General features: G+C 72.8%; 11 protein-coding genes. 4 read left to right on the top strand and 7 right to left on the bottom strand.

Annotated elements, in window-relative coordinates:
* Window positions 1-39: 39 nt before the first annotated feature.
* Genes B4K29_RS05205 through B4K29_RS05195 form a run of 3 tightly spaced genes read right to left on the bottom strand, consistent with a single transcriptional unit; the run spans window position 40 to window position 3250 of the window.
* Window positions 40-642, bottom strand: coding sequence for a uridine kinase family protein (locus B4K29_RS05205; protein WP_239265732.1), 603 nt, complete (start codon window positions 640-642; stop codon window positions 40-42).
* A complete protein-coding gene (locus tag B4K29_RS05200; RefSeq protein WP_286959057.1) occupies window positions 639-2399 on the bottom strand; it encodes a phospho-sugar mutase in 1761 nt (586 codons plus the stop codon). The genes B4K29_RS05205 and B4K29_RS05200 overlap by 4 nt, the downstream gene beginning before the upstream one ends.
* 5 nt (window positions 2400-2404) lie before the next feature.
* On the bottom strand, window positions 2405-3250 hold the full coding sequence (locus B4K29_RS05195; protein WP_286959056.1) for a purine-nucleoside phosphorylase: 846 nt from the start codon (window positions 3248-3250) through the stop codon (window positions 2405-2407).
* A 92-nt stretch (window positions 3251-3342) separates the two neighbouring features.
* On the opposite strand from B4K29_RS05195, the gene B4K29_RS05190 reads away from it, so the two are divergent.
* Window positions 3343-4779, top strand: coding sequence for an NAD(P)H-quinone dehydrogenase (locus B4K29_RS05190; RefSeq protein ID WP_286955675.1), 1437 nt, complete (start codon window positions 3343-3345; stop codon window positions 4777-4779).
* Between the two features lie 173 nt (window positions 4780-4952).
* Here the strand turns inward: B4K29_RS05190 and B4K29_RS05185 are convergent, their stop codons facing one another.
* On the bottom strand, window positions 4953-5375 hold the full coding sequence (locus B4K29_RS05185) for an antitoxin (protein ID WP_286955676.1): 423 nt from the start codon (window positions 5373-5375) through the stop codon (window positions 4953-4955).
* A 161-nt stretch (window positions 5376-5536) separates the two neighbouring features.
* Here B4K29_RS05185 and B4K29_RS05180 point away from each other — a divergent pair, with 161 nt between their 5' ends.
* Entirely contained in the window at window positions 5537-6061 is a 525-nt protein-coding gene (locus B4K29_RS05180) for a type 1 glutamine amidotransferase domain-containing protein (protein WP_029210740.1), read from the top strand.
* A gap of 199 nt (window positions 6062-6260) precedes the next feature.
* Here B4K29_RS05180 and B4K29_RS05175 read toward each other — a convergent pair whose 3' ends face one another.
* The gene (locus B4K29_RS05175; protein WP_239265743.1) at window positions 6261-8045 is read right to left on the bottom strand and encodes an acetyl/propionyl/methylcrotonyl-CoA carboxylase subunit alpha; all 1785 of its coding nucleotides are present in this window, start codon (window positions 8043-8045) and stop codon (window positions 6261-6263) included.
* A 118-nt stretch (window positions 8046-8163) separates the two neighbouring features.
* Between B4K29_RS05175 and B4K29_RS05170 the strand changes: the two genes are divergently transcribed.
* Complete coding sequence (locus B4K29_RS05170; RefSeq protein ID WP_239265745.1) at window positions 8164-9015, top strand: aldo/keto reductase; 852 nt, start codon at window positions 8164-8166, stop codon at window positions 9013-9015.
* Window positions 9016-9340: 325 nt separating this feature from the next.
* Here the strand turns inward: B4K29_RS05170 and B4K29_RS05165 are convergent, their stop codons facing one another.
* Window positions 9341-10219, bottom strand: coding sequence for a vWA domain-containing protein (locus B4K29_RS05165; protein WP_286966557.1), 879 nt, complete (start codon window positions 10217-10219; stop codon window positions 9341-9343).
* 16 nt (window positions 10220-10235) lie between these two features.
* On the opposite strand from B4K29_RS05165, the gene B4K29_RS05160 reads away from it, so the two are divergent.
* On the top strand, window positions 10236-10415 hold the full coding sequence (locus B4K29_RS05160; protein ID WP_286966556.1) for a hypothetical protein: 180 nt from the start codon (window positions 10236-10238) through the stop codon (window positions 10413-10415).
* A 71-nt stretch (window positions 10416-10486) separates the two neighbouring features.
* Here the strand turns inward: B4K29_RS05160 and B4K29_RS05155 are convergent, their stop codons facing one another.
* Window positions 10487-11884, bottom strand: coding sequence for a tryptophanase (locus tag B4K29_RS05155; protein WP_029210736.1), 1398 nt, complete (start codon window positions 11882-11884; stop codon window positions 10487-10489).
* Between the last annotated feature and the right edge of the window lie 13 nt (window positions 11885-11897).

Here is an 11897-nt window from a genome sequence, read left to right as displayed (position 1 = left end):
CCCCTCGAAGCGTCCCCACCCGTGCTCGCGGCCACGCTATCAGCGCAGGTCGGCGGCGCGTCGCCAGGCTTCCCCAGGCGTGATCGGCGTGGCGCCGAGGGCGACCTGGTGCTCGACGATGGCGGGTTCGGCACGGCGCAGCGCCAGTCCGCGACGCACGAGGGTGACGGGCGGCTTGCGGCGCTCCTTGAGGTCGCGGGCGAGGCGCAGGGCAAAGGTCACCCACGGCGTCCGGCGCACGCACCACGCCTGGGCGAGCAGCCCGCGCTCGCGCAGCGCAGCCGTGAGCTCGGCGGCGAAGATGCCCTCCGCCACGACGAACGCGCCCGGGGGCAGGGTGATGCGGACGCCCTCGACGCGGCGGGACCGGGAGATGTCATAGCCCGGCACGTCGACCTCCCCGGTCCGGACCAGCGTCTCGAGCGCCGTCAGGGCCGCGTCGGCGTCCCAGCTGGCGGGGTCGTCCCAGTCGGGGATGCCCAGGTCGCCCATCGGCAGGCGCGGGTCGTCCCCGTCGAGATAGAAGTCGTCGAGCCGCAGGGTCGGCCAGCCCAGCTCGTGCCGCAGCCGGTCGGCGAGGCGGGACTTGCCGGCGCCGCTGGGCCCGCAGGCGACGATGACGCGCGCGGGGTGCTCGCTCACAGCGCGGTGAGGGCGGCCATGTCGGCCTTGATGGCCGCCAGCCGCTCGGACGCGGTGGCGCGGGCGCGGGCGAGATCGCCTGCGCCGTCGACGGATTCGATCGCCTCGAGATAGACCTTGACCTTGGGCTCGGTGCCGGACGGGCGCACGATGATCCGGCTGCCGTCGGCGAGCGAGAACCGCAGCCCGTCGGTCGGCGGCAGGTCGGCGGACCCGGCGGCCAGGTCGTCGAGCCGGTCGACGCGGGACCCCGCGACGGCCTGCGGCGGGTTGCCGCGCAGACGCTCCATGAGGGCGGGCATGAGGGCGAGGTCGCTGACGCGCACCGACAGCGCGTCGGTCGCGTGCACGCCGTGGGCGACCGCGAGGTCGTCGAGCACGTCGAGCAGGGTGCGCCCCTGCGCCCTCAGCCGGGCGACGAGCTCGACCACGAGCAGGGCGGCCGAGACGCCGTCCTTGTCCTGCACGGAGTCGGGGTCGACGCAGTAGCCGAGCGCCTCCTCGTAGCCGTAGGCCAGCCCCGGCACGCGGGCGATCCACTTGAAGCCGGTGAGCGTCTCGCGGTGCTCGAGCCCGGCCGCGCGGGCCATGGCGCCGAGCAGGCGGGAGGACACGATGGAGCTGGCCAGGACGCGGCGGTCGCCGTCCGGGCGGGCGGAGAGCCGCTCGATCATCGCGTGCCCGAGCAGGGTCCCGAGCTCGTCGCCGCGCAGCATCCGCCAGGTGCCGTGGTCGTCCACGGCGGCGGCGCAGCGGTCGGCGTCGGGGTCGTTGGCGACGACCACGTCGGGGCGCACCTCGGTCGCGAGCGCGAGGGCCGCGTCGATCGCGCCTGGCTCCTCGGGGTTGGGGAAGGACACGGTCGGGAAGTCCGGGTCCGGCTGCTCCTGGCTCGAGACGACCTGCGGCGCAGGGAAACCCGCGCGCTCGAAGGCCAGCCGCACCGTCTCCGACCCCACCCCGTGCAGGGCCGTGTGGACGACGGCGACCTCGCGCGGAGCGTCGGGCGCGACGACGGCGGCGGCGCGCTCGACATACGCGTCCAGCAGCTCGTCCCCGAGGGTGTCCCAGCCGTCGTCGGCCATCGGGACGGACGCGACCGACGGGACCGCGGCGATGTGCGCGGCGATCTGCGCGTCGACCGGCGGCACGATCTGCGAGCCGTCGCCGAGATAGACCTTGTAGCCGTTGTCCTGCGGCGGGTTGTGGCTGGCCGTGACCATGACGCCGGCGTCCGCGCCGAGGTGCCGGATCGCGAACGCCAGCACCGGCGTCGGCAGCGGCCGGGGCAGCACCATGGCCGAGCCGCCCGCGGCCTCGACGACGGCCGCCGTGTCGCGCGCGAAGACGTCGCTGTTGTGCCGGGCGTCGAAGCCGATCACCACGGCCGGGTCGGGGCGCCCGCCCTCGGCCTGCAGGTATGCCGTGAGCCCCGCCGCCGCCCGGATGACGACGGCGCGGTTCATGCGGCGCGGGCCCGCGCCGAGCGCTCCGCGCAGGCCGGCGGTCCCGAACTCCAGCATCCCGGCGAACCGGTCGGCGAGGTCGGCACGGGAAGCCTCGCCCGTGTCCCCGCCGGCCTCGACGGCGGTGATCAGCGCGTCGAGCTCGGCCCGGGTGGCGGTGTCGGGGTCGTCGTCGCGCCAGGCGCGGGCCGCCGCGAGGAGCTCGCCGGTGGCAGCGTCGGGGGTGAGGGAGCCTGCGACGGGGGAGTCGCCGGACGAGTCGGTGCTGGTCGAGCGGGGCGGGTTCGTCATACGGCTCAGTCCTCGGTGGCGATGCGGGTGACGACGTCGGCGAGCAGGCGACCGCAGCGGGCGGCCGCGGCCTGACCGGCCTCGATGACCTCCTGGTGCGACAGGGCCTGGTCGCTGGTGCCGGCGGCGGGGTTGGTGACCAGGGAGATGCCGAGGATCTCCAGGCCGGCGTGGCGGGCGGCGATGGCCTCGAGGGTGGTGGACATGCCGACGAGGTCGCCACCGAGGGTGCGGGCCATGCGGACCTCGGCCGGCGTCTCGTAGTGCGGCCCGCGGAACTGCACGTAGACGCCCTCGTCGAGGCTCGCGTCCACCTCGCGCGCGATGCCGCGCAGGCGGGAGCTGTAGAGGTCGGTGAGGTCCACGAAGGTCGCACCCTCCAGCGGCGAGGCGGCCGTCAGGTTGAGGTGGTCGCTGATGAGTACCGGTGTGCCGGCGGGCCACTCGGGGCGCAGGCCACCGCAGCCGTTGGTCAGGACGACCTGACGGCACCCGGCCGCGGCGGCGGTGCGGACGCCGTGGACGACCGCGCGCACGCCCTTGCCCTCGTAGAAGTGAGTGCGGGTGCCGTAGACCAGGGCCCGGCGGTCCGTGTCGCCCAGCGAGACCGAGCGGATCGTGCCGCTGTGGCCCACGACCGCGGCGCGCGAGAAGCCCGGCACGTCGGCGTTGTCGATGACCGTGAGGGTCTCGCCGATCAGGTCGGCCGCCCCGCCCCACCCGGAGCCGAGCACCAGCGCGACGTCGTGCCGCTCGACGCCGGTGCGCTCGGCGATGACGGTCGCGGCTGCCCTCGCCACCTCGAAGGGGTCGACGTCGGGGTCGTTCAGGTCCACGTGGGTGTCGCTCATGGCGGACAGCCTACGGGTGGGGTGGACGGGCCCACGGTTCGGCATACGGCGTCCGCTCGTCCGGTGAGCCCCCGCCCACCGGGGATGGTTGGATGGAGCCCGTGATCGAACGCAACCAGTCAGTCGTCATCCTCGGTGGAGGGCCCGGTGGCTACGAGGCCGCCCTCGTCGCCGCCCAGCTCGGAGCGACGGTCACCGTCGTCGACCGCGACGGGCTCGGCGGCGCGGCGGTCCTGTCGGACTGCGTGCCCAGCAAGGCGCTGATCTCGACCGCGAGCTTCATGACGCGCATGGAGGACTCGCGGGCGCTGGGCGTGCACTACCAGGACCCGCGGACCCAGCGGGAGTCCGACCTCGAGGGCGACGACGTCACCGTCGCCGACCTGCCGGCCGTCAACGCCCGCATCCTCGCCCTCGCCCGCAAGCAGAGCGAGGACATCGAGGCCCGCCTGGTCAGCGAGGGCATCACGATCCTGCGCGGCGTCGGCCGCATCGCGGCGCCGGGGCGCGTCGTCGCCACGCCAGCAGACGGCTCGGGGGAGCAGGAGCTCGACGCCGACGTCATCCTGGTGGCGACCGGGGCCACGCCGCGGGTGCTGCCGACGGCCGTGCCCGACGGCGAGCGCATCCTCACCTGGAAGCAGATCTGGGACCTGCCCGACATCCCCGAGCACCTGATCGTGGTGGGCTCCGGCGTGACGGGGGCCGAGCTCGCGCACGCCTATCTCGCGCTGGACAGCAAGGTCACGCTCATCTCGTCGCGCGACCGCGTCCTGCCGGGGGAGGACCCCGACGCGGCGCGCGTCATCGAGGACGTCTTCCGCCGTCGTGGCATGACTGTCCTCGACCGCTCCCGCGCGGCGTCCGTCGAGCGGGTCGGCGACCGCGTCGTCGCCACCCTCACCGACGGCCGCACCGTCGAGGGCTCGCACTGCATCATGGCCGTCGGGTCGGTGCCCGCCACCGATGGCCTCGGGCTGGAGGCGGCCGGCGTGCAGCTCGCCGACTCCGGGCACATCGAGGTCGACCGCGTCTCCCGCACCTCGGTCAACGGCATCTATGCCGCCGGCGACTGCACCTCGGCCCTGCCGCTCGCGTCGGTCGCCGCCATGCAGGGGCGCACCGCGATGTGGCACGCGCTGGGCGACGCCGTGCAGCCGATCAACCTCACCGGCGTCTCGGCCACGATCTTCACCGACCCCGAGATCGCCACGGTCGGCGTGACGGCGGAGCAGGTCGCCGAGCAGCACCTGGACGTGCGCGAGGTGATGATGCCGCTGGCCACCAACGCGCGCGCCAAGATGGACCGCTTCACCGACGGGTTCATCAAGCTCTATGCCCGCAAGGTGTCCGGGCTGGTCATGGGCGGCGTGGTCGTGGCGCCCAAGGCGTCGGAGCTGATCTTTCCCGTGGCGCTGGCCGTCGAGAACCGCCTCACCGTCGACCAGATGGCGCAGACCATCACGGTGTACCCCTCGATGAGCGGCTCCCTGGCCGAGGCGGCACGCCGCCTGCACACCAGCGAGTGACCTACCTCAGGTAGGCACATCCCCCCGGGTTGGCACGCCAGGCCGATGTGACGACCTGAGGTAGGAACATCCGCCCGGGTTGGCACGCCAGAGCACAGACCTACCCCCGGCAGAGGCATCGACCGGCCGTCGTTCGCCAGGCTGATGCCTCTACCGGGGGTAGGTGCGCTCCGTCAGCCGATCTGGCCGGGCGCGCGGCCCGTGGTGCCCTCGTCGGGACGGACCGTGGTCGTGTCGAAGGTCTCGCCGGTCGTCGGGCGGACCGTGGGGTCGGTCTCGCCGGCGGGCTGACCTGCCGGCTGACCCGCCGTGCTGCTCGCGCTCGTGCCCGTGGTGCCCGCTCCGGTCGTGCCCGTGCCGGGCTGACCGACCGGGGGAGTCCCGGGCTTGCCGTGCACCAGCTTGTCCTTGGCCAGGTCACGGCCCTGCTGGATCTGGCGGCTGAACCGACCCTTGGTCCCCTTGTCGACGGCGTGGCCGACCTTGTCCAGGCCCCCCGACACCTTGTCCGGGTTCTCGTCGATGTACTGCTTGGCCTTGCCCGCAGCCTGGCTGGCCGCCTGGCCCGCCTTGCTGACGATGTCGTTGAACTTCACGGTGCCTCCTCGTCCGTACCGCCGACGGCGGTGTCGTGATGCTCAGCGAGTCTAGGCGCGGGAGGGTTCCCGACGGGCCCCACGTCTTCAGCCGCCCCGCCTCGGGTAGGTGAGCACGAAGGGACACATCACGTCCCCTTTCCGATCCCCAAGGAGGCAGCATGTCCAAGGTCGCATTCCTCGTCGCCGGCGAGGGCATCGAGCGCGTGGAGCTCACCGACCCCTGGCAGGCCGTCAAGGACGCGGGCCACGAGCCGGTCCTGCTCAGCCTCGAGCCGGGCGAGGTCCAGACGTTCGACCACCTCGACAAGGCCGACAAGCAGGCCGTCGACGTCGTCGTGGCCGACGCGTCGGTCGGTGACTACGCCGCCCTCGTGCTCCCCGGCGGCGTCGCCAACCCCGACGCGCTGCGCATGGACGAGGACGCCGTCGCGTTCATCAAGGAGTTCGTCGGGTCGGGCAAGCCGGTCGCCGCGATCTGCCACGCCCCGTGGACCCTCGTGGAGGCCGACGTCGTCCGCGGCAAGCGCCTGACGTCCTGGCCGAGCCTGCAGACCGACATCCGCAACGCCGGTGGCGAGTGGGTCGACGAGGAGGTCGTCACCAGCGACAACCTCATCACGTCCCGCAACCCCGACGACATCCCGGCCTTCAACAAGGCCGTCGTGGCGGCGCTGGCGGGCTGAGCCCCACCGCACGAGACAGCGGGCCTGTCGGCATACGACCTCTCGGGGCTCGTATGCCGACGGGCCCGCCGCATGCTCCGCCGCCGACAGCTGGCCCGGGGACGTATCCCGCCGGACGCGCCCGCGGACTCGAACCCGCCGGGGGTAAAGGCATCGACCTGGCGAACGAAGGCCGGTCGATGCCTTTACCCGCGGTAGGTCAGGCGGGGTCCTTGATCTCCATGAGGACGGCGCCGTTGGAGACGGTCTCGCCGACCGCGGCGGAGATGCCGGCGATCGTGCCCGCCTTGTGGGCGTTGATGGGCTGCTCCATCTTCATGGCCTCGAGCACCAGCACGAGCTCGCCGGCCTGCACCTCCTGGCCCTCCTCGACCGCGATCTTGACGATCGTGCCCTGCATCGGCGCGGTGAGGGAGTCGCCGGACGCGGCCGCGCCGCCACCGCGACCACCGGAGGCGCGACGCGGGGCCTTCTTCTTGGCGCCACCCCCGCCACCCCCGCCGCCGAGCGACAGGGTGCCGGGCAGGGACACCTCGAGGCGCTTGCCGCCGACCTCGACGACGACCTTCTGACGCTCCTCGGCCTCGGGCGCCTCGGCCCCCGCGCCGCCGAACGGCTCGATGTCGTTGTCGAACTCCGTCTCGATCCAGCGGGTGTGCACCGTGAACGCGGCGTCCGGGTCGGAGGGGGCGAAGGCCTCGTCGCGAACCACCTTGCGGTGGAAGGGAAGCACGGTCGGCATGCCGTCGATGACGAACTCGTCCAGGGCCCGCCGCGCCCGCTCCACCGCCTGCTGCCGCGTGCGTCCCGTGACGATGAGCTTGGCCAGCATGGAGTCGAAGTTGCCGCCGATGACGTCGCCCTCGACGATGCCGGTGTCCAGGCGGACGCCCGGCCCGGCCGGCGGCTCGAAGACGGCGACGGTGCCCGGCGCGGGCAGGAAGTTGCGGCCCGCGTCCTCGCCGTTGAGGCGGAACTCGATGGAGTGGGCGTGGACCTGCGGGTCGTCGTAGCCCAGCTCCTGGCCCTCGGCGATGCGGAACATCTCGCGGACCAGGTCGATGCCGGTGACCTCCTCGGACACCGGGTGCTCCACCTGCAGGCGGGTGTTGACCTCGAGGAAGGAGATGACGCCGTCCTGGCCCACGAGGAACTCGCAGGTCCCGGCGCCGTAGTAACCGGCCTCCTGGAGGATCGCCTTGGAGGCGCGGACCAGCTCGGCGTTCTGCTCGTCGCTGAGGAACGGCGCGGGGGCCTCCTCGACGAGCTTCTGGTTGCGGCGCTGCAGGGAGCAGTCGCGCGTCGACACCACGACGACGTTGCCGTGCTGGTCGGCCAGGCACTGGGTCTCGACGTGCCGCGGCTTGTCCAGGAAGCGCTCCACGAAGCACTCGCCGCGCCCGAACGCCGTGACCGCCTCGCGCACCGCGGAGTCGAACAGCTCGGGGATCTCCTCCATGGTGCGGGCGACCTTGAGGCCGCGCCCGCCACCGCCATACGCGGCCTTGATGGCCACGGGGAGACCGTGCTCCTGCGCGAAGGCCACGACCTCGTCGGCGCCGCCGACCGGCTCCTTGGTGCCCGGCACCAGCGGCGCGTCGGCCTTGGTCGCGATGTGCCGGGCCTTGACCTTGTCGCCGAGGCCGTCGATCGCGGCGGGCGGCGGGCCGATCCAGATCAGCCCGGCGTCGATGACGGCCTGGGCGAAGTCGGCGTTCTCCGAGAGGAATCCGTAGCCCGGGTGCACGGCGTCGGCGCCGGACTCCTTGGCGATCTCGAGCAGCTTGTCCTGCACGAGGTAGGACTCGCCGGGCGTGGAGCCACCGAGGGCGTAGGCCTCGTCGGCGACCTTGACGTGCAGCGCATCTCGGTCGGGCTCGGCGTAGACGGCCACGGAGCCGATGCCTGCGTCCTTGCAGGCTCGGGCCACGCGGACGGCGATCTCGCCGCGGTTAGCGATCAGGACTTTGGTGATGGACGCCATGGCTCGGACTCTACTGCGGCCCACCCCCGCGGGCTTGCCGACGGGGGTGTGATCTGCGTCAGACGGCAGGTGGCGTGCGACGTCCGGCCGGGTGGGGCTCACGTCATAGGCTGGCCGTATGACGCAGAGCACAGCCCCCCAGATCATGCTCAACGACGGCCACGCCATCCCGCAGCTCGGCTTCGGGGTGTGGCAGGTGCCCGAGGACCAGGTCGTGGACGCGGTCAAGCACGCCCTGGCCACCGGCTACCGCCACCTCGACACGGCCGCGGCCTACGGCAACGAGGAAGGCGTCGGTCAGGCGCTCGCCGAGTCCGACGTGGCGCGCGACGAGGTCTTCGTCACCACCAAGCTGTGGAACGACGCGCACGGCCGCGACCGGACGCTGCGGGCGTTCGACACCTCGATGGACAAGCTCGGCCTGGACGTCCTGGACCTCTACCTCATCCACTGGCCCGTACCGTCGGCCGACGCCTACGTCGAGACGTGGAAGGCCCTGCTGGAGCTGCGCGACTCCGGGCGCGTGCGCTCCGTCGGGGTCTGCAACTTCCACGTCCCGCACCTGCAGCGTCTCGTCGACGAGACCGGCGTGGCGCCGGCGGTCAACCAGATCGAGCTGCACCCCTACCTCCAGCAGCGCGAGCTGCGCGCCCACGACGCCGAGGCGGGGATCGTCACCGAGGACTGGAGCCCGCTCGCCTCCGGCAAGCAGGTCATGGCGGACGAGACGATCCGCGCGATCGCCGACGAGGTCGGGGCGACGCCCGCCCAGGTGATCCTGCGGTGGCACCTGCAGCTCGGGTCGGTCGTCATCCCCAAGTCGGTGACGCCGTCGCGCATCGAGGAGAACTTCGGCTCCCTCGGGATCGAGCTCACGCAGGACCAGATGGAGCGCATCGGCGACCTCGACCGCGGCATGCGGACCGGGCCCGACCCCGACGAGTTCGCCGTGGGCGCCGTCACCGACTGACGGTCGAGCCCCGTCCACACCGACAGGGACACAGACAGGGACACAGATCGGGGACCTGAGTGCCGGGGATGCCGGCACGAGGGTCCCCGATCTGTGTCCGAGGTGGGGTCAGCTCACTTGCCGAGCAGCCAGATCAGCAGCAGGACCAGGAGGACGGCGACGGCGACGTCGCGCGAGGCCGAGAGCGGCGCGGCGGCCAGGGCAGCGGTGTGCAGTGCGGTCATGCCCAGCATGGTGCCACGACGAGGGCGCCGTGGTGGTGATGCACGCCGATCAGCCTGTATGCCGACTGGGTGGGCGCGACGCGGGAGGGGTCGAGCGGGGCTCAGCCCCGGCCCTGGCTCCCGCGCTGGCGACCGCTGCCCCGCGTGAGCAGCCACAGCAGGAGCAGCACCAGGATGGTGGCGCCGACGGCGCCGGGGTTGGTCTCGCCGCCGAGACCTGCGAGCCCGCTGCGGCTCCACCAGCCGGTGCCCGGCGCGGACCAGCCGGTGCTCGCGGCCCGGGCCGAGCCCACGGTGTCGGAGACGATCTTGGTGAGGTCGTCGCTCGTGGCGTCGTGGTAGGTGCCGCCGGTGGCGTCCGCCACGCACCGCAGCTGGCTGCGCGCGGGGGCCGAGACCTCGAGGCCGACGGTGTGCACGTGCAGGTCGATGCCCTGGCCGGCGAGGGTCTTGGCCACCGCGCACGGGTCGGCGGAGCAGGACTCCTCGCCGTCCGAGACCAGCACGACGCTGCGCCGACCGGTGGTGCCGAGATCGCCGGCGACCTGCTGCAGGGTGTAGCCGATCGGGGTGTCGCCGTGCGGGGCGAACGCGTCGATCGCGGTCTTGAGCCCACGGCGGTCCAGCGGACCGACCGGTGTCACGAGGCGGCTGTCGGTGCACGCCCTCGACCCGGGCGCCGCCTTGCCGGCGACCTTGACCCGCGATCCGTAGACGCGCAGACCGACCTGCGCGCCGTCCGGCAGCTCGTCGACGAGGGAGCGCAGCGCGTCCTGGGCGCCCTGCATGCGGGTGCGGCCCCGGGCGTCACGCTCGGCCATGGACCCGGAGGAGTCCAGGACCAGGAGCAGTCGTCCGTCACCCGCCCCCGCAGCGCCCGTGCCGGCAGTGCCCGTGCCGGCGGTGCCCGCCCCGCTCTCCGAGCCTGGCTGGATCCCCGGAGTCGCCCGCGCGACGGCTCCCGAGGCGGTGGCCTGCACCGCTGACGTGACGGTGGTGCTGGTCGTGCGAGTGGCGTCGGAGCACCCGGCGACCAGCAGCGTCACCGCCGACAGGGCCGAGATCGCCGACGCCCTCGAGATCGCCGACGCTCTCGACAGCTTCGACGCCGTCATCGCAGCCGACCGGGTGCGCCTGGGGGCAGCAGCTGCCCCCGTGGCGGCGGCGCGGGCGTGAGGCTGGCGGGACGGCATACGGTGCATTGTGCCCGCCCAAAGGTGACGAATCGGGCACGACCCAGGTCACGATCAGGTCATGGGCGCGAACCTCGCGGTGAAGTGCCGCAGGGCCGGCGGCTCTTCGACGATGCGGTAGCCCGGCAGGTCCCCGGCGCGGGCCTTGACCTGCTCGCACACCTCGATGACGTAGTCGATGTGGCTCTGGGTGTAGGTGCGGCGGGGGATGGCGAGGCGGACCAGCTCCATGGCGGCGGGCTTCTCGGAGCCGTCGGGCTGGCGCGCGAACATGACGGACCCGATCTCGCACGCCCGCACCCCGCCGGTCTCGTAGAGCGCGACGCTCAGCGCCTGCCCGGGGAAGTGAAGCGGGTCGATGTGGGGGAGCATCGCCTTGGCGTCGATGTAGACGGCGTGGCCGCCGGCCGGCTTGATGCACGGGATGCCCGCGTGCTCCAGGGCGTCGGCGAGGTAGGCCGTGGAGCGGATGCGGTAGCGCAGGTAGTCGTGGCTCACGGTCTCCTTGAGCCCCTGCGCCAGGGCCTCGAGGTCGCGCCCGGCCAGCCCGCCGTAGGTCGGGAAGCCCTCGGTGAGGATCAGCAGGTTGCGGCAGGCGGCGGCGAGCTCGTCGTCCTGCAGCGCCAGCCAGCCGCCGATGTTGCCCATCGGGTCCTTCTTGGCGGACATGGTCATGCCGTCGGCGCAGGCCGCCATGTCCTGGATGATGCTGACGACGTCCCGGTCGGCCTGGCCGGGCTCGCGCTCCTTGATGAACCAGGCGTTCTCGGCGAACCGGCAGGCGTCGAGGAACAGCGGCTTGCCGTGGCGGTGCGCGATCTCGGACACGGCGCGGATGTTGTCGAGCGAGACCGGTTGCCCGCCACCGGAGTTGTTGGTGACGGTGAGCATGACGACCGGCACGTCGTCGCCCCGCTCGGTGAGCAGGGCCTCGAGCCGGTCGACGTCCAGGTTGCCCTTGAACGGGTGGACCAGCGAGGGGTCGTGGCCCTCGGGGATGACCAGGTCGACGGCCTCGGCGCCGGTGAACTCGATGTTGGCGCGGGTGGTGTCGAAGTGGGTGTTGCTCGGCACGACCTTGCCGGGGCCGCCGAGGACGCCGAAGAGGATCTTTTCCGCGGCACGTCCCTGGTGGGTGGGGATGACGTGCTCGTAGGGGAAGAGGTGCCTCACCGCGTCACGGAACAGGTAGTAGGACGGCGAGCCCGCGTAGGACTCGTCGCCGTGCTGGATGGCGGCCCACTGGTCGCGGCTCATGGCGCCGGTCCCGGAGTCGGTGAGCAGGTCGATCAGCACGTCCTCGGCGTGCAGCTGGAAGAGGTTGTAGTGCGCCTCGGCGGCCTTGGTGCGGCGCTGGGCGGCGGTCGTCATGCGGAGCGGCTCCACGCTGTGGATGCGGAACGGCTCGATGACGGTGCGGAACTGCGGCTCGTGGCAGACGTCGTTGTCCATGGCCACACTGTGC

It is taken from the genome of Arsenicicoccus sp. UBA6765 (assembly GCF_002453335.1).
Classification (GTDB): domain Bacteria; phylum Actinomycetota; class Actinomycetes; order Actinomycetales; family Dermatophilaceae; genus Arsenicicoccus; species Arsenicicoccus bolidensis.
Note: the sequence above shows the minus strand (reverse complement) of the source record. Positions and strands in the feature narration are given on the sequence as shown.

Bases quoted from the DNA above. Each gene is read 5' to 3' on its own strand.
- B4K29_RS05200 (WP_286959057.1), bottom strand. From the start codon at position 2,399: ATGACGAACCCGCCCCGCTCGACCAGCACCGACTCGTCCGGCGACTCC.
- B4K29_RS05195 (WP_286959056.1), bottom strand. From the start codon at position 3,250: ATGAGCGACACCCACGTGGACCTGAACGACCCCGACGTCGACCCCTTC.
- B4K29_RS05190 (WP_286955675.1), top strand. From the start codon at position 3,343: ATGGAGCCCGTGATCGAACGCAACCAGTCAGTCGTCATCCTCGGTGGA.
- B4K29_RS05180 (WP_029210740.1), top strand. From the start codon at position 5,537: ATGTCCAAGGTCGCATTCCTCGTCGCCGGCGAGGGCATCGAGCGCGTG.
- B4K29_RS05175 (WP_239265743.1), bottom strand. From the start codon at position 8,045: ATGGCGTCCATCACCAAAGTCCTGATCGCTAACCGCGGCGAGATCGCC.
- B4K29_RS05170 (WP_239265745.1), top strand. From the start codon at position 8,164: ATGACGCAGAGCACAGCCCCCCAGATCATGCTCAACGACGGCCACGCC.
- B4K29_RS05155 (WP_029210736.1), bottom strand. From the start codon at position 11,884: ATGGACAACGACGTCTGCCACGAGCCGCAGTTCCGCACCGTCATCGAG.